General features: G+C 37.1%; 8 protein-coding genes and 4 pseudogenes. 1 reads left to right on the top strand and 11 read right to left on the bottom strand.

Annotated elements, in window-relative coordinates; all coding sequences use genetic code 11:
• Positions 1-279: 279 nt before the first annotated feature.
• On the bottom strand, positions 280-801 hold the full coding sequence (locus tag JCM15092_RS05685) for an O-acetyl-ADP-ribose deacetylase (RefSeq protein WP_024993810.1): 522 nt from the start codon (positions 799-801) through the stop codon (positions 280-282).
• 190 nt (positions 802-991) lie between these two features.
• Between JCM15092_RS05685 and JCM15092_RS05680 the strand changes: the two genes are divergently transcribed.
• Positions 992-2,167: an MFS transporter gene (locus tag JCM15092_RS05680; protein WP_034541594.1), complete on the top strand. Its 1,176-nt coding sequence runs from the start codon at positions 992-994 to the stop codon at positions 2,165-2,167.
• Between the two features lie 356 nt (positions 2,168-2,523).
• On the opposite strand, the gene JCM15092_RS05675 is transcribed toward JCM15092_RS05680, so the two are convergent.
• The 10 genes and pseudogenes from JCM15092_RS05675 to JCM15092_RS05630 all read right to left on the bottom strand — a co-directional run bounded on the left by JCM15092_RS05675 (position 2,524) and on the right by JCM15092_RS05630 (position 25,337).
• Positions 2,524-2,772, bottom strand: a complete 249-nt coding sequence (locus JCM15092_RS05675; RefSeq protein WP_024993808.1) for a hypothetical protein — start codon at positions 2,770-2,772, stop codon at positions 2,524-2,526.
• Positions 2,773-2,834: 62 nt separating this feature from the next.
• Positions 2,835-3,389, bottom strand: coding sequence for an RNA polymerase sigma factor (locus JCM15092_RS05670; protein WP_024993807.1), 555 nt, complete (start codon positions 3,387-3,389; stop codon positions 2,835-2,837).
• Positions 3,390-3,490: 101 nt separating this feature from the next.
• Positions 3,491-6,557, bottom strand: a pseudogene (locus JCM15092_RS15135) (DUF6298 domain-containing protein).
• 42 nt (positions 6,558-6,599) lie between these two features.
• Positions 6,600-8,276 carry a thrombospondin type 3 repeat-containing protein gene (locus JCM15092_RS05660; protein ID WP_034541593.1) on the bottom strand — a complete coding sequence of 559 codons (1,677 nt, stop codon included), beginning with the start codon at positions 8,274-8,276 and terminating at the stop codon, positions 6,600-6,602.
• 56 nt (positions 8,277-8,332) lie between these two features.
• A pseudogene (locus tag JCM15092_RS15130) lies at positions 8,333-12,727 on the bottom strand (hybrid sensor histidine kinase/response regulator transcription factor).
• A gap of 232 nt (positions 12,728-12,959) precedes the next feature.
• Positions 12,960-15,384, bottom strand: a pseudogene (locus tag JCM15092_RS05650) (glycoside hydrolase family 2 protein); the annotation flags it as partial.
• A gap of 45 nt (positions 15,385-15,429) precedes the next feature.
• Positions 15,430-17,644, bottom strand: a pseudogene (locus JCM15092_RS15125) (DUF5703 domain-containing protein).
• Positions 17,645-17,665: 21 nt separating this feature from the next.
• A complete protein-coding gene (locus JCM15092_RS05640) occupies positions 17,666-19,081 on the bottom strand; it encodes a sialate O-acetylesterase (RefSeq protein ID WP_024993804.1) in 1,416 nt (471 codons plus the stop codon).
• Between the two features lie 12 nt (positions 19,082-19,093).
• Complete coding sequence (locus JCM15092_RS05635; protein WP_024993803.1) at positions 19,094-22,468, bottom strand: glycosyl hydrolase; 3,375 nt, start codon at positions 22,466-22,468, stop codon at positions 19,094-19,096.
• A gap of 10 nt (positions 22,469-22,478) precedes the next feature.
• On the bottom strand, positions 22,479-25,337 hold the full coding sequence (locus tag JCM15092_RS05630; RefSeq protein ID WP_024993802.1) for a glycoside hydrolase family 2 protein: 2,859 nt from the start codon (positions 25,335-25,337) through the stop codon (positions 22,479-22,481).
• Positions 25,338-25,353: the final 16 nt, after the last annotated feature.

The raw sequence follows: 25,353 nt of genomic DNA, 5'->3' as shown, positions 1-25,353 counted from the left end.
AGTATAAGAGTATAGATTCATTGGCAAACCGATTATGATTCGTTGGGTAACCGATCATGATCCGTTGGGAAAGAGTCTTTGATTGGTTTACAATAGTCTTTGATTCGTAGAAAAGAGCCTACTATCGATTTGCAAAAGCCTTCGATTAATTGAAAGAAAACTTTGATCAGTTAGGGAAAAGTTGAGCAATGATCTTCGATTGGTTGAGCTAAAGTCTTTAATTCGTTAGGAAAAAGTCATCGCGCAGTATATATAGTATTATTATTTAGCCCCCCTACTTTACTCGAAAGAGTTTTCATTTTTCATAATATATCTATATATAGATGCATCATCTTTCGAGAAGCAGCAAAGTATAACCTTACCGTCATATCCTCTATCTATCTCCTCATTTATTACACGCAGTGCAATAATTGCTGCATCCTCTTTGGGGAATTTATAGACCCCAGTGCTTACACATGGAAAAGCAATACTATGAATATCATTTTCACGAGCCAACTCGAAACAGGTATGATAACACGAAGCTAGAAGTTCAGCCTCATGACTACCACCACCATACCACACAGGACCAACAGTATGTATTACCTTTTTGCATGGAAGATTGTAGGCATCAGTAATCTTACTATCTCCAGTCTTACATCCTCCTAGCTTAAGGCACTCCTTATATAGTCCATATCCAGCTGCACGATGAATAGCTCCATCGACACCTCCACCACCAAGCAGTGAGTTGTTGGCTGCATTAACTATAGCATCAACCTCCAGAGTAGTTATATCTGCCACTACCACTTCAATATTCTTATTCATAATATAGCTAGTTTAATGGTTAGAAAATAGTATAAAATTAGACGTACTAAAGTTAATCATTTATCTCCAAATACAAAGCTATTTTTAAAATACGACAAGAGAGTGAAACGAAAAAAAGAGATGCATAAGCTAAAACGAGCGCTATAATTTAGTAATTTTGACACTTCAAAAGAATCAAAAGATACAAAATATGGAGATACTTTGGAACAAAAACTATATCAAGGTAATGTTAGCCAACTTCTTACTATACTTTGCCTTCTACCTCTTCATGCCAATTCTGCCAATCTACCTTAGCGAATCATTCGGTACACCAAAAGATACGATAGGTCTTGTTATTTCCGGTTATACAATTGCAGCACTAGTTTCACGTCTTTTCAGCGGATATATGGTCGATAGCTACCCTCGAAAGAAAGTTCTAATGATCTGCTTTTTCTTCTTCTTCATATTCTTTGCAGGATATTTAGCAGCAGGCACTCTCCTTCTCTTTGCAATTGTTCGTACACTTCATGGCATACCATTCGGTTCACTTACTGTAGCCAACAGCACAGTTGCAATAGATGTGTTGCCGGCAAGTAGAAGGAATGAGGGTATAGGATACTTTGGATTGAGCAATAACCTGGCAATGGCCATTGCCCCATCAATCGGTATATACATATATAATTTCACGTCTGATTTCACACTCCTTTTTTGGATCTCCCTTATTATAGCAGGACTTGGCATGCTTGCCGATGCTTCTGTCTCACTTCAGCAGAAAGATATTGTATGCAACACAAACAAAATCTCTCTGGATAGATTTTTCCTAACACGAGCTTGGCTTCTTGGAGTCAACATAGCCTTTTTCAGTTTCTGTTATGGAGTACTGAGCAACTACCTGGCTATCTACAGCAAAGAGGTAATGGGAATTACGGGAGGAACCGGAACTTACTTCATGCTGCTTAGCATGGGACTTTTTGTCTCACGTATTCAAGGAGCAAAAGCTCTACGTGACGGTAAGCTGACACAGAATGCAGCCGAGGGAGTATGCATATCAGTAATTGGATACTTCATTTTCGTAGCAATGCCTAACAATATAGGATATTACCTGTCTGCTATACTTATCGGACTTGGTAATGGACACATGTACCCGGCATTCCTAAATATGTTCATACACACCGCTAATCATAACGAACGAGGCACAGCTAACTCCTCTATTCTGATTGCATGGGATGCCGGCTTTGGTCTTGGAATACTTGCGGGTGGATTTATGGCTGAAGAATTCGGATATGCATCAGCTTTCTGGATGGTATTCCTTATGAATGCAATAGGAGTATTACTCTATTTCTTATATACTAGAAAGTTTTTCTTGAAGCGCGAGATTAAAGAATAATCAAGTATTGAAAGGTATAGACATAAAAAAAGGGTCAACGCTTTGACCCAACCTTTGTTAACCTTAAATCTAATACTATGAAAAACACAGTACAAAGGTATGTTTTTTATTTATATTTACAACTAAAATGCTAATTATTTTTCTACTTATTGTAATTTTCTTGATATAAATCAACAGTTACACATCTATAAACCAATAAATTAAAATCTATTAACAACTACCTTCTATAAACTAACCTTTTCACCTAAAAAACATCTATTGATATATGTAAACTAAATATATCCTTGTAACCTTTTTACTTTAAACTAACACCTATAATATATCTATTTATAAACCCAGTATAACTTATCATGACATCATTTTCTAATTGTTTTGGAAAAAATGCTTTCCCTTAATTCATCCAACTCTTTTTCAGAAAATTGAGTTGGTAAAGTTATATTAGAACCCGATAAAATCTCATATGCTTTCTTAATAATAGGTTTCAATTCAGGACTCTTGATAAGTAAATCATCCCAAAATAATCTAGATTCATTATTCCCTAGAGCATATTCGATAAAGTTATTATCCTGTAAAAAATCTTCTAACCTCTTATATACCATATCCATCTCAACTTTTGATTTATATTATTAAGACGGAACAATAGATTTATTGTACTCAATACAATATATTAAATTGCAAGTTCTCGCAATCTTAATATTCCCCTATGCATAAGATTACGTACAGACTGATAATTCATGTTCATTAGCAGACATATTTCATCATATTTCTTGCCCTCTAAATAATACATAGTCAAAGCTTCTTGTTGACGTGGTGATAGTTGAGAAATAAGGTTAGCTACCATTTTTTTTTCGATTATACACTTTTCTTTTTGTATATATTTATTCTCAACATTATCACTGTCGCAAGCATAAATTATTTCTTCTACAGGAGTGTCACTCATGAAGACTTGCCTACGCATCTCATCAAAGATTCTATTCTTTAATGATATAAAAAGATAGGATTTAAAATTATCAATTGAGGATAATTCAGAACGTTTGTTGTAGATCTTAATAAAGATGTCATGAATGCAATCCTTTAAGAGTTCTTTGTCCTGTGTTAAGTAGCTACCATAATTTAATAGCTGAATGATATGGCTATCGTACAGAGTAGCGAATGCATTATCATCTCCAGCAGTAAAATCAGTTAACAAAGAAGATGTTGTAATATTCATTTGTTGGCTTATCATAGTATGGTCAATTCTTGTTTAGCCAAAACTATGAATATTACAATATCTTAATTTGCAAAAATTGGTTTTTGATTGGTAAAATCAGGTATTACCAATAATTATATTTTTTTTAGCCAATACACCTTTGAGGCGTCAGGGATAGCGATAGAACGATTTCCATCTGATTGTAAAGACTTTACCTCAACATTTATTCTGTAAGAACTTTTATCTATACTATAAAGTCTGTATTTACCCTTTGATATGTTTATCGAAATATTCCCAGCTTTTTTTCCATATATCAGATAACCTTTATCCGAATTTCCAATCATATCAAAATCATCATTCGATGAAATTACGCTCATCTTTGGTAGATCATTTAATAGATTTTCATCTTCTAATTTAAGTTCAGCGCACGATCCTCCAGCCATCAATATAGCCCAAGCCATCTTAGGATAATCGCTAGCATTAAAGATAACAGCCTTATCCGGATATTTTTCCCGGTATTCATTTACAGCTTTATATACTTGCTCATAATCAACCTTACCAACCTTCATTTTTCTAGCGTGTTGTCTTGGTGCAAGATTCTTTCCTCCCATAGGAGCATAAAGACCATCGATTTTATAGTGCCAATATCTGATGTCAATTATATTTACCGCTTTTGAACGTATCGGATCGTTGAGGATAGCATCTTGAACATCCTTTGTTGTACTCAAAGCGATAAGAGGATTTTTTCCAGTTTCTCTCTTCCACTCAGCGATAACATCAATCCAGAAATTAACGAAATATAGAGGCCCTGTAAACTCGGCACTGATAAATTGAATTACATTATCATTATCCTTGAAATTATCTAGACACTGACGGATATAATTCCTATGCAGTTCACGTCTCTTTGGATTATTTATATCATAAAATTGATCAGCAATAAAAATTCTTTTGTCACCCGAAAAGTTTACCGGTTCCATGAAACCCGGGTTATTAATATTATTTGCATCACGCCATGGAGCATCTACAATGGGCACCCGCCTCCAAGATATTATGCTGAAAGTAGTTTTCATGATACAGCAACAGCCCTTTTTCCGAACCTTTGTCTGCAAACTCCTTAAGCCTACTCCAATACCAAGTATCATAACGTGTAAGATCATACTTAGACATTCCCTCCCAAGCACTTCCTTGTCCACTTCGTGCAAATGGCTGCTGGTAGAATGGAGCCCACACATCTGCATCTCTGCGGCGGATTCTCTCATGGTCATCACGACGACGCTCATACCATAATCCATAATTATGATCAATTGAAAGTATTCCTTTCTTTTCCATATAGTTGACTACAGAGTCAATACGATCTGTATACCCTCTTCCCTCCATGCCAGGAACGAAACGAGTTATATGAGGTTTAGCACTCTCAACAGCTCTATCTCTGAGTCCACCATTCCACCAGTTAATCTCAGATCTGGTACCAAGAGCTAATTTACCATCTATAGTTATGTGACCATCAATAATAGATACTCTCTTCTTTTGTGGGATTTCGTCCCTCTTATCTTTCAACAAATCAACACTTTTAACAGCATCTGAACTTATTGAGGCAGTAAAAGGTATTGAATCAATCCAATTAGACATTGTAAGACGAGGAATATATGACTCCTCGACAGCAGCTGCAGCCTGCTCCAAAGTAGGACTACTTGTACTGTTAGTATTACGTGGTAATATATATGAAGAAAAATCCGAGTTATTGCGTTCTTTCAGCTGGTTATAAAACAGACTTCTAGGGTTAATGTGGTTGTTTGACTCTTTCCATTCACCATTTCCTGAGAACTGTGCCCAACAGCCATAAGCTCTATTTATATTCTCTAAATCTGGCGAGTAGCACTCTATCTCAGATGCAGTACATTGCCAGATGGTACTATTCATACTATTCCATCCAGCTCCATTCTTATTCTGTCCAAGGTTTTTGATAGTGATATTATTACCATCAATATTTACGATATCGAATAGTAGTCCATTTGAATTTGAGCCGATTGAGCCACTGAAACCTAAGCTCTCCTCTCCTTCACATTGAACAAAAGCATTTGGTCCGGGAGCATTATATCCTGCAACAAAATCATGTATACCTTTGCGTGATATACACCTTTGAAAAAGATTAAGTTGTCCTAGGGTAAGGAATGTGCAACGTCGCATACCTGCAACCTCAGAAATTGGTTCATCAGAGATACAATCTTCAACAGTGACTTTTGAGGCCTCAGACTGAAGGTTTACAGCACTACCGGCAAGATTTATGAAGTTGACCTTTCGTACCCAACAATTCTCAGCATAATTAAAATAGGCACCACTCCATGCATGATTTTCATCCAAAGGATATTTTTTATCATAATCGGACTGAATGGTTATATTCTCTACTCCGGAGTCATGTATACGCCCTTTCCACTCATATGTAGCCAACTTACATTTTCCCCATTTACCATCGATAATCATGCTCAGTGGAGCATCTATAGTAATTGTATTCCCATCTATCTTTACTATAGTTCTGTCCCAAAGCAAATCAGCATCGCCCGGTTTCCATCCTAAAGCACTAATACCTCCACCAAAAATATCACAATTAATGTTTGCTATCCACTCCTTAGTTGATGGTCTGTGAATCTTAATCCTATCTCCTACTCTTAATTTTGATGAATTGCTTATTTGGAACGACATGCTATTTAATGGAATATATGATGATACTATATCAATAGTATCAATCATTCTGATATTATTGTCACCCTCAACATATACCACTGCATCACGGTTAACACCTTTCTTAAACAAAACACTCTTTCCCTTGTCCGTTCCACGCAAAACCACTCCTGAGGAGTTGATGCGTATTGACGAACTTATTTCAAATAATCCTTTATCCAAGAGTACAGTGCCTCTAAATCCATCTTTACCTATAGGAAGAGAAGATACATAGTCAATGGCCTTTTGAATTCTCTTTGTATTATCACCAGCTTCCCAAGAGATAAAAACAGAATTCTTAACATTTGGAATTGCCTTATCAGAGTTATGGTATCCACAATATGAATAATCCAATACACGATTACCCCTACTATCACGACCATAAGTTATTGAGCCATCCTTTAAATTCATTGAAGTTACTTGTGCATCACAGATAGCTGCACTTACTATGAATAAAAATATCAGCAGTCTTTTAATATTCATTGTTTGCTTATTCTTTATTTTAAATTATAGTACAACAGCTTTTTAGAGAAGAGTGCTCTTCTTAGCCAATGTATCATAATTATTTTTGATATTTGTCCAATCTATCTTTATTTTTGGGTCTATACCATTTATATATTTCTCAATATTAGTATAGCCATCTCCATTACAATCCAAAGTTGAATCTGACGAATCATTAGGATTCAAGCCATATTTTAACTCCCACTTATCTGGCATTCCATCATTATCTGAATCTTTATTAGGAGACCCTTTATATTCAGGCAATCCACCTACTTGGCGGATATCAGTAATAATACCCAATTTATATGAATCAGCAGGCAATCTTCTTTTTATATATGGTGATTGATATTCTGGTGCATCTTTCACATAAATAGCCTTTCTGGTTTTTACTGACTTAATTATTCGTTTGTCTACATTATCACGTTTTGGAAAAGTTGCTCCTACATTATCCATAACATAACCGTAAGCATCGTCTGCATCCATAATTGTTACATTAGGCATTTTAAAAGGAACATCCGACTTTATCTTAGATTTATATTCTTTAGAATCAGCATTATCACCAATCTGAACTCCACCATCCCAGTTATAGGCAGTCACCTTTTTGTTTCCATAAACGATATTACCATTAACGTAAGCTTTTCCAAAGATGTTTTTAGACTCTTTATCCCTTCCGGATTCAGGTTTCAGAATTCTATAAGATATCGGTTTATCCAGAGGAGTTACAGGTCCCGGCTTATAATAATTGTTTATTATATTATAAAAACTTGTGTGGTCACCACCATCAACAGAACGATTCCACCAATTGAATATCACATTGTTCACGAAATTGAAGTCCCCATTCATACCAATAGAACAGTTGCGGCTTATATTAGAGGCAAACAGATTTCGGGTAAACATACTATTATGTCCACCTATAGTGGCTCCGAAAGCATGATTGTAAGTATCGAGCGCCTCTGAGAATATTGAGTTCTGTATTGTAATATTTACTGTAGGCAACTTCAAACCTTTTCCTGTCTCATCACGGTTATAAACATGGCGATATACTGACATATTCTCGTCAAGTCCCCATGAAGCCGAGCAATGATCTATAATTACATTACCTACGCAATTTCCTCCCAATGCATCATCACGAAAAGCTACATCTTGCATACCTCTTCTAAAACGCATATGACGGATTATAATATCATGAGTGTCGAGTAGAAATGAGCCTCCGGTCACACATATTCCATCACCGGGAGCAGTCTGTCCTGCAATAGTTATATATGGTGCTCTGACATTTATTTGTGATTTCAATCTTATAACACCCGCAACATTGAATACCACTATACGTGCGCCACCTGTTTCGCATGCTTCACGTAGTGTTCCCGGGCCACTATCTGCAAGAGATGTAACAACTATGACCTTACCCCCACGTCCACCAGGAGTAAAAGCTCCACCTCCTTCAGCACCAGGGAAAGCAGGAATGGAAGACTTAATCAGATCTTCCGGTTTTGACGCCCATGGCCTATATGGACGACCTTTAGCAGTCTCTTCTAAAACTATAGGGAGCGCTTTCTGCCAAGCTTGTTCTGATAATTGTGCAAATAATTTCTCTTGTTGCTCTTTTCTGCTAATCACAGAATCCGGAATTGTAGGATACTGTGCATATGAATTATAGCTAATATTCATAAGTAAGCAGATAGAGAATGCCATTTTTTTCATTGATATTCTATTTTATTATTAAGACGCTTATCAGTCTATTTTGTAATAATAAGAAATCAACTTTTTCTCCATTCATTCAAATAATCAGAAGGGGTCAGTTCATACTTTTTCCTGAAACATTTGCTGAAATATCCAGAGTCTTTGAATCCTACTGAATAAGCAATCTCTGAAATTGTAAGATCACTGTTTTTCATAAGTTCAACAGCTTTATTCAATCTTATCTCCTTAACCAAATCTACAGGGGAAAATCCTGTAAGACTCTTAAGCTTCTTGAAAAATGCAGAACGACTCAGTCCTATACTATTAGCAATAGTGTCAATATTAAAATCACTGTTATCTATATTTTCTTCTATCACTTGATGAATCTTCTCTATAAACTGAATATCCTTTTGCACAAGAAACTCTCCGTAAGAATGTTCATCTTTATTATTTATCTCATCTTCCTTAGGTGTCTGCCACATCTTTTCACGGAATAGTTTACGCTCTTTAAGCAACTGTTCTATGCGTGCCTGAAGATAATCTTTACTAAATGGCTTAGTAATATATGCATTAGCTCCGAGAGTTATGGCATGTGTCCTTGCCTGTTCGTCATTCTTAGCAGTAAGAATGATAACCGGTATATGGCTTATCTGAAAATCTTTCCTTATTCTCTGAAGCATTTCCAAACCATCCATATTAGGCATCATCTGATCGGTAACAACTATATCAGGATGAAACAGATATATCTTTTTCATACCATCGGCACCATCATTCGCAATATATATATTATATCTATCCTCGAACTGCAATTTCAGCATAGTGCACAAATCTTTATTATCCTCAACAATAAGAACTGATGGTAATGAAGAGTTTATAATACTTGTATCTTCATCAATATCATCTTCCTCTGTGAACTCCTCTGCAGGAAGCTCTTTAGTATCTTCACTTATATAGAAATCTATTTCTGAAGGATTATAATGTTCCTTCCCCTTAAGTAGTTTAATAATAAAAACAGCCCCTCTCTGATTTGGACTCTCTGCACATATATCGCCATGGTGTAGGGCAATAATCTCTTTTGAAAGGGCAAGACCTATTCCACTTCCTTTAAAATTAGACACACCCTGGTTATTATCCAGTTGTGAGAAACGGTTGAATATCTCATTTAACTTATTCTCAGGAATACCTACACCGGTATCTTCAATTCGTATATAATGATACTTTCCATCTTCACTCTCTCCTGTAGATACATAAATTGAACCTCCAGCAGGAGTAAATTTGAAGGCATTAGATATAATATTTCTAATTACTATCTCTATCTTTTCTTTGTCTGCCCAAACTACATAATCATTATCACCACATTCACATGTATATGAAATCTCATTCTCCTCAGACAGCAATCTGAATTCGTTGTAGAAAGATTGCAAAAGATCATTTATTTCAAAAGAAGAGACATGGAGTTTCATCTTACCATTCTGTATTTTTCTGAAATCGAGTATCTGATTTACAAGTTGAAGCATCTGTTTTATATTCTTCTCCATCAGTTCAATATACTTGATACCCTTATCTGTAAGATGTTCCTTCTCCTTTATTTCCTGGATAGGACCCTGTATAAGAGTAAGAGGTGTACGAAGCTCATGTGAGATATTAGTAAAGAACTTAATCTTCATCTCAGATAACTTTTGCTCAATATATATATCATTCTTTACCTTTATCATGAATATTGATATGCGGATTGCAAAATAGAGTAACAGCATAAATAGTATGAAATATACCGCATAAGCCCAATTGGTCGCCCACCATGGTGTAGAATCTCTATATCAACCAAAGCTTCCGACTTGAAATCCAAGTTTGATCCATCGACTGCAACCACTTTAAATTTATATTTTCCAGGAGGAACATTGGTATACGAAGCTATTCTGTTTCTTCCATTATTGTGCCATTTTTCCTCGTATCCCTCAAGAATATATTTATATGTTATACGATTAATATTACTATAATTCAATGCTGCAAATTCAATATTGAACATATCCTGATTATGGTTAAGTACAATCTTATCAGTATAGGTAATTGAATTTGTTATGATAGCAGGATCTACATAATTCTTAATATCCTTATTATTAACGTCACAACGTACAATATAAGTGCGGTAATTAGTATTATCCGAGCCAATATTATTTGAAGAGAAAGAGAGAATACCCTCTCTGGTTCCAAGCCATATCTCATTATCTAAAGTAACAATTGCAGTATTATCTTCGATATCTACTAATGGAAGGCCATCATATTTATCGAAACTTCTTATCACTCCGTTTTTCTTGTTATAGTATGACAATCCTGATTCTGTTGCAAACCATAATCTATTGTTATTATCCTCAATTATTGATATAACAACATCATTCATCAAGCCGTCTTCTCTGCTATAGGTTTTGAATATAGGTATATTGTTTTTAGTGTCGAAACTTTTCATACAGCCAAGTCCTCCGCCAAAGACAGAAGCCCATATCTGATTGTCATCATCTTTATAAATAGTATATACATCACCATTTATAAAAGGGTATCCCTTTTTATTATGATAAGTCTCAAAGTTTATACTTTGTGGCCTCTTAAAGTTATTCTTAAATGACATAAGTCCATCCATGGTACCTACATATTCTGCCATTGACATCCTCTATTATGTTTCGTACCTCTACATATATACCATAAGAAGGATATTTATCGAAGCCATTGTTCTTATTATAAAATTTGACTTTTCCACCTTTGTAGTAGATCAAATTCAATCCACCATCAAGTGATCCTACCCATATATGACCTTTACTATCTTGATATGTAAAATATACATCATTACCACTTATTGAAGAGGGATCGTTTACATCATTTAAAAACCTAGTTACCTTATATCCATTCTTTTCATTATTATCTTTTACAAACTTCATTAAGCCCCCTCCTTTTACTGAGAGCCAAACATTACCATCTTTATCTTCCATTATATGGTATATGCTACCTAATCCATATGTATCTACCGGGAATAGATGTTTTACATACCCATCACTATCAAATATATATAATTTCTTATCACGAGTACCTACCCATATATCTCCATTATGCATCTGGTGCATAGCCCTAATTCCTACATTACCTCTAGCCTCTTTAAGTTGATTGTCTTTTACATTCAACAGACGGAATTCATGCCTTGGATAGTTAATACGATAGACACCACTAGTCGTTGAACAGAGCCATAACACTCCATCGTTATCTAGCAATATATGATAAAAGAGTTGATCTTCCTTATCGTTGGATATCTTACGAAGTTGATTGATATTCTTCATCTCTAAAGTCTTCCTGTCGAATATAAAAGCTTCACCTGTAGGAGCGAGAACAAATAATCCCCTCTCACCTGCATCCTCTATTGATAAAGGACATATTTTATCTATATTAGAAAAAGGAAATATCTTCGACCTGTTCTCTATTGGGTCATAGAATGTCAAAGAAACTTCATTATCATGAATCCACAATTTATCATACTGGTCAATATATATATCACTGATATTTGAATAATTAACTTTTACATTGATTCTCTTCAACTCTTTATTTCTCATATTAAAGGAACAAACACCATCTTTTGCTGTTGAAAAGTATATGAGTTCTGAAGATGTGACCATCAGGCTTGTAATTTTCCCTGATATTCCTGGGAAAACGATTTTTGATACAGCCCCATTATTAGAATTTATGCAATATATAGCTCCATCGGCATTCCCTAACCACAGTTCATTGCCTCTGCTAAATGCAGAAGTTAATTTGCCGGACAGTTTATTTGATATGTAATTTACAGGTTTATTTTTTAGCGCTTTTCCTTTCTTGAACGAGATTAGTTTGTAATCCGTTCCAACCCAACATATATAATCTTTCGTTTCAGAAAATACAGAGCTATTCAACTTGAAGTTATGAATATTCACATGCCCTTTTGAGTTAAAAAGAGTCTTAATTTTTATATTACCATAGCTATCTGTTGATGCAATAAGTAAGGTTTTGTCTTTGGTTAAAAGCAGTACATCACCTTGAGAGTCTGTCTGAATTTTAATAATCTGAATATTCTTTGAGAAATTCTTCACATCATCATAAATAGCTCTGAATTTCTCCTTCTTCTTGTCAAAAACAAATAGTTTCCTATCTATAGTCTTTATCCAGAAGAGCCCATTTTTGTCTTCAACTATTTTCTGAATTTTACGTGGAGGAAGGATCTCATTACTATATTCAGCATTATTGTATGTTTTGAATCGAACACCATCGAAACGACATATTCCATACCATGTTCCAAACCATAAGAAACCATCTTTATCTTTAAGAGAATAATTTACAATATCGTTAGGTAATCCTTTCTCTTTTGAATAGTTTTCGGTCAAGAGGTCTGATGGATTTGAAAAGGAGTAGCCAAATCCAATATAAAGGAGCAGGATAGATAATAGTATTTTTCTCATAGTGGTTATTTCAATAACAGAGCAAAGATAAAATAATTATTGATAATCATCATTTCCAATGATAATTTGGTACAGCTTCATCTTGCTGTACCAAACTGAGTCTGCTGAAGTTCCACTTCATTCAACATTGCCTTTTTCTGCTCTGTTGTAATATTATCAATATTCACTTTCCTGATTGTTGAAACTTCTTTCTTTGTGAAAGGTTTATCCAAGAAATTAGGTTCAATATTCGATGGCAAAGATTCTATTTCTATCTCAGCAGAAGTAGGTGAATGTACTCCTTCAAACTGTACACGAGCTTTTACCTTTATCTTTCCCGGAGTCATTGTAGATTTTATCAAAACTGGAGCTGAGCCAAATTCCACTGCTCTTGGATTTGCATTTATCGAAGCATCTCCTATTATGCTCCCCTCTCCATCAACAGTAAAGAGTATATTATCTTTTGCTAGTCTTTTTACATTTCCATTATCATCTGTAACCTCAGCAACAACTACAATAAAATCGGAGCCATCAGCAATAAGTTGCTTACCTAAAGTATCAACATATAAACGTAGTTTCGTTGAACGTCTTGACGGCATCTTCTTTTCACTGCATACAATCTTACCATCTATAATACCTTCTGCAACTATATTTACCTTCTGCCAATTTTTTTGCAGGTAACTGTAGCTGCGTGCCTCCCAAAAGTCCCATACATTCTTAAATACAACAGGTGCCGATGGCATATGACCTTTATCATGTTTTACAGGTAGAGTAACACTATATGTTTTATCGTATGCCGAAAGTCTTACAGAATCGCAATTGCTGAACACTACAACATCAGCATCAGAGAATTGTGTCATCTCATGTGCAATGTATACCATAGGTCCAGATTCTAAAGCAGGTCGCTGACTACGGAACATCTCGTATGCATATTTCGGTTGACGGAATGCATCAAATATTCCTCCCCAATATGGATCAGGATGATAACCACGTTGATGGTCAAAAGGATGCCATTGAGCTCCCCCTACAAACTGACCTGTAGTACGATATAGTTCATCGTAACTCTTGGCGAGTGACAGCGCCTGTACAAGCATAGGTTTCTCTCCCCAACTACGACTGGCGCGGTTGTTATTGTTATGTGCATACCAATCATCAACATTCTCTCCAAATTCACGTGTAAATATACATTGCTTAGGTTTGTTTGCTTTTTCATCATCTCCAGGCCAACCATAAACCACATCATAATTATCAGCTACACCTGCAGAGTGCAAATCCGCTGCAGCAAAAGGACGACCGGGATATGGAAACTCTTCCTTTGTAAGATTCAAAGCCTCAATCGAAAATTCTAGTGGATAACTTGTCTCATTCAGTATAGGCTCCCACATTAGAACAGATGTATGATTTCGGTCGCGGCGGATAATCTGACGGGTATTTTCATGAACAAGCTTTCCGAACTGCTCTGATTTATTCCAGAACTGCCATCCAGGTGTTGCTACAATTATAAAAAGCCCCAGTTCATCGCAAGCATCCATGAATGATGGATCTTGAGGATAATGCGCCGTACGTATTATTGTGCAGCCGGCATCACGCAGACGTTTTGCATCACGCCACTGCTGAGAGTTAGGAAGTGCATTTCCAACATATGCGAAATCCTGATGACGATTTGCACCAACCAACTGTCCATAAGGTTCTCCATTGAGTATGAATCCTCGTTCAGAATCAAATTCAGCTTTACGAATACCTATCTTCAGTGCACCTCCATCAAAGCTCTTCCTTCCATTCAATATCTTTGTCTCCAATCTATACAAATATGGAGACTGAGGAGACCATAAGTGAGGTTCCCTTAATTTTATCTTGCCGACAGCTGTCGCCTTTGCTCCTTTTTCTAACTTCAAAGTATATCTGTTTCTGCCGACAATATTACCATCCTTATCAAGAAGTGTGTTGAGAACTGTAACAGAAGCACTCTTATTATATCTATTCTCTACCTCTGTATTCACAAATATATCGGCACTTTTCTTTGATATATTATCATAATGTACAAATACTCCACCACCGGCAACACAATTAGATTCTACTGCATCAGTAATAGCTATAGGTGATCTTGCAATCATCCATACATCACGATATATACCTCCATGATATGCAAAGTCAAGAGTCTTTTGGGATTTACCGGGAGGAAAGCTTTTGTCATCACTATTGTCTGTCATTACAGCAAGAAGACAAGTATCACCAGCATTTACTCCAAGTTCAGTAAGGGAAATATTAAAAGGGAGGTAACCACCCAAGTGTTTTTTTACAAGTTTACCATTAAGATATACATCTTGTTTACCCATCACCGCCTCGAAATGAATAGTAACATAATCTCCTTTTACCTCTTTAGGTAAGACAAAATGTTTACGATACCATGCTATTCCTTGATAGTTACGACAACCGCTAGCCTCAGCTGGCATAAGTTCTACAGAATGAGGTACTGTTACCACCTCCCATGAGGAGTCATCAAAATTTGTTTTGTAAGCATCAGCAATATCACCAAGATGAAAACGCCATCCTGGATTGAAATTATAGACTTTTCTTCCGGAATCTTTCAAAGGGAAAAAGCCTGCTACAGATGTCTCTATCTGTGCATTTGCGATTAATGGTAAAATTGATAGCAGTAATATAATTATTTTCTTCATGATTCATTCTTTCTTATCATGACGTTTTACCACTAAAAATGTACTCTATAAAACGACTATGCTTTCTCTTCTCTCTTCAGGGAAAACATTAATTTTCACCTCGCCTTTTTTCAATTCCACCTCGACTATAGTGTTCTGAGAGGCATGCAATTTGAATGAGATATCTTCTTTTTTGTCCCATGCAGGAAATAGGTATATCTTTCCATCAACCTCTTGCATAAGCATCTCTTGTAGTCCAATAATTCCACTTCCTCCACGGTTATGATCAGGTGACCAATCAAAATCGGGTCCCCAAAAAGCAGGGAAACGGTACGGACCATTTTTCATTTTCTCTTTTGTCAGTCTCGTAGCCTCTTCTGTAAGACCAAGACATGCAGCCCATATGTTATCCTGTTTCCAGCCTTCTGATGAGCGAAACTTCAAAGCATCTTCATCATAGAGGTATGTGTTTTTTGCTATTTCTATATTGTCTCTTCCTATTCCATATAATCTCCAAGGAAAAACAGAATATAACTGAGGTGTCTCCACATTGTTAATTCTTTGCCATGCCATTGCCGGAGCAATCATCTCTTTTCCACCAACTGTTCTATGTGGTATTTCAGGAATATGTGACTTTATTCTAAGATCTTTTTTATAGCTCTGTGAGAGTTTTGTCAATGCAGCAATTGTTGAAGATGGATTATAAGCCATCTTATAGGTTTCACATGCCGAACCTGGATATAATACAAGTTTACCTTTGCCATCAAGTTCCTTATTACCAAACTTCTTGTTCATATAGCGGTAATGTTCATCAAAGAAATTGAGAGCATTCTCTATAAGAGGATAGTACCTCTCCAAATCTTCATTATTATAATTCTCAAACTCCAGAATCATCTGACAAAATTCAAGTACTGTATCCCATTCATACTCAAGCCATGGATTATACTCTACACCTTTATCGAATCCATCAGGCGTTTTGAACCATATTCAGCCGGATTTGGTAAACCAAAGTTCTCTATCTGTTCGCAAAAGCATGCTCCTCCATGATTCCAATATACTTTGGTTCTCATAATTGCATTAGGAAGAATTCGCATATAACAGTCAAACTCCGATTTCATCATATCGAAATCACCACTTTTCAGCATTGGCCAATATACAAGTCTCTGATTTTGTGCTGTCATAGTTCCTCCGCCCCATCTACGATAGTCAGGAGTAAATGGCGATTTTTCATCTACGAATATAGGGTCGAATGTAAATAGGCTCCATTGAATTTGGTAGGCCACTTACTATACGCATTGCATCCAAGCATATATCTGAAAAGAGTGTAGTTTCTTACCTGCTCAGTAAGTTCTCCACCACCATTTATATAGCTCCTCTTCCAAAATTCATTCCACCATTTACGAGTTTTTATTTTATCAGCTCTACTATTTATGCTCTTTTCTATTGATGCCAAGCCCTTATTCCAATCATCTAAACCATTCTGAGTCTCATTCAGTATTATATTAAAGTTATGACTATTCAATGAACCAACAGATTTGTATCTCCAGCCTTTATAATCTGTGTCGCCATAACTTCCTTCATACTCTCCTGAAAAGACCATTCCATCTGCTATGAGCTTTCCTCCTGTAATAAGACCTTTAATAGGGTTATAGAGACTATCCTTCACATGACTCAAGCCCTGCTGCTCCACTGCCATGTCGAATACAGTTATGTCGCTATTTCTATGATAAAAACTTATGTTATCCGACTTGGCACTTATTAAATCTGCTTTAGTCACACCATCTTTAGGAACAATCCATTTATATGAACATTGCTGGGCCTCAGTCTTTGTCAGTGCCCTATCTTTATAGCGCCAACTCTCGTAACCGACTTCTATAGCTGACTTTTCCTTACCATTTATCTCTACATGCACTACCGGTTTAAATACATCTACCCAGATGTCAACCACACAACGTCCGTTTGTGACAGATACATACCCATTGTTAAGGTGTAGAATCTGCTTGAAACCAACATTGCTATTAAAAGGATTTGGATTCAGTTTTAGCCTAATTCTTCCTTGTTTTAATAGAGTATTGTTCTCGTCAAAAGCACCGCTACGACTGATATAGAAAAGGATATCACCATTTTCAACCCATACATTAAGTCCAATATCTCCGCCACCACAAGGCATAGACTCAGATGAGTTTTTACTTTGAGTTTCCCAGATATAATCTATAGGTTGTGCCACTGCTTTAAAAGCAAAGCTGAGCAAAAGCAACGCTGTAAAAATAGTCCTCTTCATATCAAATCATAGTTTATAAAGTTACCAATTATCTGAGCGGAAAGAAGATATTGGAAGGTCATCCCCAAAAAGGTCTCCTTCAACATAGTTTTCAAAAGCATATCTTACAGCAACAGGATTATTCACCTCACTACTTAAAACATATAGTTTACTTCTTTCAATCCATGTCTTTGCTTTATGAAACACTCTATCTTCTCCTGCCAATTTAAAATTATCCGACTGAAATTTGCCCTTGCAGTTTATCCACATATCAGCACGTTCAAAAGAGACTATTACTGTATCTCCTTTTACTTCAAAATCTTTGAAGTAAGGGCTTTGTGATGATACACCCTTCATACCGTAAGTGTTAACCATTGCAAGACGTGCAAGTCGCTCTCCTGCTATCTTCTTTTGTGAAGGATGAATACCCTTTTCAAGTCCGGCATCAAGCAGCACAGCCATACCTACATTCTTAACCATTTGTTCAGCTTTAGCTTGCTGTTCACGTAAGTAGGCAGAGTTAATTACCTCCTTACCTTTTTCGGTTATTATTGAATAATCGTATGGAGCAATCTGACAATAGAAAAAAGGGAAATCACCCTGATTCCATTCATTTCTCCAGCCTTTTATCATTGTAGTAAACATATCTGCATAAGTTGATGCACGATTGTAATTATCCTCACCCTGATACCATATGCATCCCTTCATAGTCAAACCGATAAGTGGCGATAGCATTGCATTGAATAGTAGAGTCGGATTACGATTCTTCGATGTTATCTCTGCTTCACTCTTAGGTATCTTTGCTGAAGGAAAAGCTTTTAACCAATCACTCTTCATCCATGCCTCACAAGAGGAGCCGCCCCATGCTGCAACAACAAGTCCCACAGGTGTATCAAGAAGTTCATTTACCATTCTGCCAAAATAGTAGGCTGTGGCACTGAACTCTCTCACACTCTCCGGCGCAGCGGTCTGCCATGTACCTGTAACATCTGCCTTAGGTTCGATGGAAGCATCCCTCTTTACTGTGAAAAGACGTATATTATCATTCTTACTTCTCATAATATCCCATGCAGCATTCTCAACCGGTTGGTTTTTGAATCCCTTCATAGGCATCTCCATATTACTCTGTCCACTGCACAGCCATAACTCACCAATAAGTATGTTGTTTACTGTAAGTCGCTTCCCATCGTCAAAAGTAATATTATAAGGACCACCTGCTGATGAAGTCTTTACAGATATTTTCCATTTGCCATTCTTATCAGCATTTACTTTATATCTCTTTTTATTCCAACTGGTAGTAATGACAACCGGTGAATTTGCTGTTGCACTTCCCCATAGATTTGCATCACAACTCTGCTGCATTACCATACCATCTGAAAATATTGCAGGTAACTTTACCTCTGCTTCCATTGATATATAGCTCATGAAAGCCAAAGCCGCAAATAATAATTTCTTCATAAATATATCGATTTAATATCTTTCTACAAATTTAATTCCACCTATCAATCCTGCCGGAAGTAGACCATCACCCGGCATACGGTAACGAGCATTTGTCCATATGCCATCGAATGGTGCCTTACCTCCATCTGCACCACGCAAGGCATTAGCCCAAGTATTTGTAATCTTTATCTCTAATTTGTTATCACCTCTTTTAGCACAATCGGTGATATCTATCTCATAAGGATATGTCCATACTATTCCGCATTCCTTTCCATTCACTTTAACTGTTGCTACATCATGCAACTCTTCCATTAGTAAGAATATCCTTTTATGCTTATTAGGTTTTATCTTTACAGAAGTGCTGTAAAGAGCCGAACCTGAATAGTATTTTATCTTTTCATCACTCTCCTTACTCCAATCAAATAGCTCTTTTCTCTCTAACTTTTTATTAATCAATGGGAATTCCACATTCCACGGTTTTACATTAAAAGCTAATTCCTTTTCATGTACAAACTCCTTTTCAATTTCTACTGATGATTGTGAGTCGGAAGAGTGTGAATTGGAAGATTTAGAATTCGAAGACTGTCTTTCGGAATATTGAGACTCTGAAGATTGTGAGTCAAAAGATTTTGCGTTCGTAAATTGTGCGTTCGAAGATTGGAACTCTGATTTTTGTGATTTTGGGAAAACCACAAAAATAGAAGCAAATCTATCAAGAGTAATATTTACATCCATTCTGTTACCTCTTGCTTCCTGAAACGCAGGAATGAACATTCTGCCATTAACAGCATTCCACAACTCAGCTTTTTTATCATTAATTCTGAATGATGCTGTGAAGTTTACCTTACTATCTGATTGATTTGACAGAAAATAGATATCAGCATCTTCCCCTCGTCTATGTGTCCAGGCAATATTCATTGGTAGTTCGACATCTCTATCTATGCCTAATGATTTGAAGTCTTCATTAAGGTAAGGAAGTGATGGTATCTTCACTCCGTCAGCTTTAAACTCATCTATCTTGCTCTTCACCTCATCAGAAACAGGCACATTGGATGGATTCATTACATGAGCGCCAGGAATGACGAGAAGAGAGTATTCCACTCCTCCAGGAAGTATTATCTTTCCATTTTCAGAATAGGCTAGACGCAGCAATGCATCTTTATTGAAAGAGTCGTATGCATAACCTCGTAAAGGATTTATCCATTTCTCAGGATCAGCCATATTAGCGCTATGGGTAACGCCAACAGGTTTTACACGTATTGGTTCATTCTCATTCTTCAATCGTAAAGACTCTCCATCTACCCTCTCTTTCCCGAAAATACCAGGAAGAAAAGAGACAAGACGATCAGGCAGAAATGCACGTCGTGGCATCTCCTCACCCGTAAAGACAGCAATATCTATCACAGGATTACCATACTGTAACAGACTCTGACAACGTGCTACATAATTAGTAAAAGCCTTACCCTCATTCCACCAAGTCTGATCACGTTGAAAAAAGAGACCTATACCCTCGAGTGTCATGCCCGGCTTTTTATCCATCCATGGATTATGAGTATAGACATGATAGAACAATTTATTCATACCTAGAGCATAGTTTCTATCAAGCAGAGGTTTTAGCATTGCAGGAGTCTCATCCCATACACCTCTAACCTCCGTAAAGCCCTCTGCCTGGATTATCTTCTTACCATATATATGTGCTCCGGATATAGCATCAAGCATATCATTAGGTTTATCATGTGTGGGACTGTTGAGCCAAAACTCCCCCATAGGAAGATCTACTCTATCGTAGTGTGCAATGCCATCGCTTACCATAGTTGGAGACACACATTCTGCAGATAACAGACAGTCATACTTTCTTGCACATGCCATTACCGTTTCATAAAAGACATCACTAACCAATTCACTTATTGTGGTACGGACATCACGTAATACTTTTTCGCTATATGATGCACTCTCAATAGGAACTCCTGTCATAACAGGTAAAATATCTATGATATCATATCCTCTACGTCTTTTGAATTCAGATGCAAAGCTATCGCTCCAGTTCTGACTACCACACTCCCAGCTATCTACATGGAGATATTTCAATACCTTGCGTGCTACTGTAGGGTTACACTTTCTAAATACCTCACCAAACCAATTTTCTACCTGCTTGTTGACGGCCGTACTGCTGAATTTATCGCACTCCAATCCTTTGCCACCACCAGCAGTAGCATTTTGATGCCCTGTGGAGGTATGTCCAATTCTGACAATACGCCACTCTCCTTTTGGTAAGTTACCTACAAAATGACCATTCTTGAGTGATACTCTTATTATATCACTACGCTTAACACAACTGGCGGCATCAATTTCTTTATCTGATGTCTCTTCAGAAACACGCCAAACGAGGCCGGCCTTACCCTCCCATTCATTCAATTTAAGCGATGAATGGAGTATTATATTCTTTATCTTTAAATCCGGTTTCCATTTTGCAGCGTCAAGATCCTCACTTCCCGGTTCACTACCTTTAGGAGTCCACTCGAATCTGTAAAAACGTGCATTGACTTGAGGAACGGAGTGGCTTGAGTTGAAATCAGTATTCTGCCAACCATGACGTGCTGCAACGAACTGTTTAACTAGAAAATAATTATTACCATCATAACTTGCCCACATCTTCATTCTGTGTGCCTGGTAATTATTTCCTGTCAGAACAATCTCTACATTCCTACATGTTACAGGCTTTTGGTATTCAAGGTTGATATAGCAGTGATATGACGAACGAATGACACCCTTGGCATCAATATTGACTATTTTATCTTGATTAGGTACATCATCCCCTGCCAAATTTACGACTGTTATCTTTGGAGCGATCTGCGAATCTTTCTCATTGAGTTTTACAGGAATAGCATAAGTAGCTATATCCTTGTAAAACGATTCATATTTTTGAGGCTCAGCCAATTGTATGTCTATCTTTTTACCTCCTGAAATAATAGTATCGCTCCATACAATTTTCTGCATCGATTCTTCAGGTTTTATCCATGGACCACCTGCAAGGGCAAATCCATCGCATATATGCATACCAAGCTTAAGTCCCAAACGTGAAGCCTCGGATAGCGTATAATTCAAGGTGTTCCACCAATTATCAGAGAGCTGTTCCACCTCTCCTTTGTACTGTTTTCCCTCTGCAACACCACGTATCGGCATTATATATGCACCACCAAGGCCATTCTCCTTCATAGCTTGAAGGTCGGCTGTTATACCCTCTTTACTCACTGCACCATACATCCAGTACCAGAAAGTCCATGGTTTCGCCTGATATGAAGGTTTAAGGAACTCATTCCTCAAGGAGTTTATGTTGCTTTCAGCATATACCCCCTGAAAGATGATAGTTACTGATATTAATATAAAGATAAATTTCTGTCTCATAACAAATATCTTAGTCAAACCTTAAAGTAATCTTACCACTATAGTTGCCATCAGCCCAGAATGGCTGAGAAGATGGTCCTATAAGGTCAGTTGTATTCACCTTGTTACGTACAGGAGGTATCACATTCAGAATGCTTATTCCACTATTTGGAAGAGTGTATAAAAGCTCATCCCTTCCATCACGAGGCTGATATACTCCTATATAATTTTCTGGTTTATGATTTATAATGGTAATCTTCCCCTCTTCTGTATCCAGTGTAATCCACTGCACATTTGCAAAGTATCCTTTGAACTCCGGATAGTCGAAGCTCTCGCCCGGGATAGGATCATTATATTCGTTTCTCCACAATCCTAACTCAGGACCATGAACACGGTTCTGCCATACTCTATAAGGTCCGTTACCAACCCATGTTTTCGCTTTTACCTTATCTTCAGGATAGTCGAACATTACTCCCATAATATCGGTAACACCGCTAAAATTATAGTTATAGTCAAGAACGACAGTGCCATCAGGCATAACAGACCATTGAGCCTTATCAAAACATCCCAACTTATAATTTGCTGTTATCCTCAATATATCACCATCCTTTTTGATATCAAATCCTACAAATTTGCCTAAATCATCAAATGTGGTATACTGAGTCTTCTTCTTTTCAGCGTCAATATCATCATGATTATAGAACTGATCCAAAGATCTGTCAGCACGACGTGCAGCAATGAATCGTGGACCATTATGAAGGTTTATCTTCCTGCCATCTTTCTCAACATATTTCAGGTATCCATCTTTGTTGCTGAAGAACAGAGTTCTTCCTGCAGCTGCTACCTTTACACCATCATCACTCTTTACATATTCCACTACTGAGTTTACGCTCTTTGTCTGCAACACCTCAATATCTTTAAGTTTATAGCACCAGGTAAAGAGTTCATTGCCATTATCGTCAATTGCCTTTATCATAAGTGCGTTTGCCCCACTTACAGAAGATGGTAGCATAAACTCACCACTCTTTTTGGGAGCTATATCAACCCCTGTAACCCTCTTGTTCAATATCTTCTTTACCTCCTTGTCTATATTTCCAGACAATATACCAACTTTTGATGATGGTAGCTGAACGAAAGTACAATCAAATATACATCCCTTCAAATTCTTAAAATCGTATCTGTTCTCTACAATGATTCTTCCGTCAAAGTTATCGGTCATGCTCCTGTTCATAATCTGAATCGGAGACCATATACGCTTTATTGTATAATAACTTCCCTCTTTCTCATGATGTGGTCCAACAATACCATCAGCACCATAATTGCCTACATTATCAATGAATCCGTTCATATCAACACGTTTCACTCCCTCATCTGCCAATACCCACAGAAAGCCTCCAGCACATCTAGGATGTTTACGCATCATCTCCCAATAGTCGTAAAATCCGCCTCCATGCCCTCCATCATAAAGACCATGCAGAAACTCTGTTGGCATAAATATTTCAGGAAGTCTCATATAGTTCTGACTCTCACCATATGAACGATAGTGCATAGTCTCGTATCCGCTAAAGTTACCTTGAGGATGCAATACAGCTCTCTTTTGTGGATCATACTTATGGAACTCACAATCAAGTTCAGTATTCCATCCCTTTTCATTACCATTGCTCCACCAAATTATAGATGGATGGTTTACGTCGCGCATCACCATCTCCTTAACCAGTTTCTGCCCAACTATTGTCTCATGTTTTCCATGCCATCCTGTCAACTCATCCATTACATAGAGTCCAAGTGAATCACAAGCCTCAAAAAACTCAGGATCTGCAGGATAATGACTTAATCGAACAGCATTCATATTCATACTTTTAATCAGAAGCACATCCTCGATATTCTTCACTTTACTTAACGTACGTCCCGATTCAGGTCTGAAACTGTGACGGTTAACACCCTTTATAAGGACCTTAGTTCCGTTTATATAGAGTCCGTCACTCTCTCTTGTTTCAATAGTTCGGAATCCAAACTTCTGTTGTTCTCTATGAACCTCTTTTCCATTCTTGTCTACAAGAGTAAAAACAGCAGTATATAGATTAGGAGTTTCTGCACTCCACAGAAGCGGATTTTCTACCTTTAAACTCACAAGAGCCACATCGCTTCCTCTTCTAAATTCAGATATAGAGTGTGCTACACTCTTCCCTTTGGAATTTAAAATTGATGTCTCTATTTTAGCACCTTCAACCGCCATATTCAAGAAACAGTTGGCTGTGAATGTTCCATCCGACAAAGCATTTACTGTATGGTGGGCAATATTCTGTGCAGGTTTAGAAACAATGAATACCGGACGTATCAGTCCGCCGAAGTTCCAATAATCAGCACGTCTCTCAGCAAGATTCACTCCTGCATTCTTACTCTCCTTGCTTACCGTCACCTCAAGTACATTCTTCTTACCCCCAAAGAAGACTCTGTCACTGACATTATATATGAATCTGTAGAAACCACCCTGATGCTCAGTCCCGGCCTTACGACCATTAATCTTCACCTCTGTATCGGTCATAGAAGCTTCAAATACAAGTTCTATATCTCTTCCATTCCACTCTTTAGGAAGATTAAACTCATACTTATACAAACCTTTCTCGTCAGCTATTCCCTCCGGGAAAGCCTTACCATAGAATTTCATTCCATACTGATAAGTACCGAATCCCTGTAACTCCCAACACGAAGGCACACCAATCTTGCTCCATTTGCCAGAATTATTGCCACCGGTACAATAAAAGTCCCATTGTACCATATCATCACATCCCTTTCCAGAGAGATATTGTCGTTGTGTCGATGTATTAGTCTGTGACATTAAGTTTGCTGACAATAACGCAGCTGATATAAAAGTAAAAGCTCTATTCATGGCTATTTATATACAT

The organism is Phocaeicola paurosaccharolyticus JCM 15092 (assembly GCF_000613805.1).
GTDB classification, from domain to species: domain Bacteria; phylum Bacteroidota; class Bacteroidia; order Bacteroidales; family Bacteroidaceae; genus Phocaeicola; species Phocaeicola paurosaccharolyticus.
The sequence above is the reverse complement of the archived record's forward strand: the minus strand, read 5'-3'. Positions and strand labels throughout refer to the sequence as shown.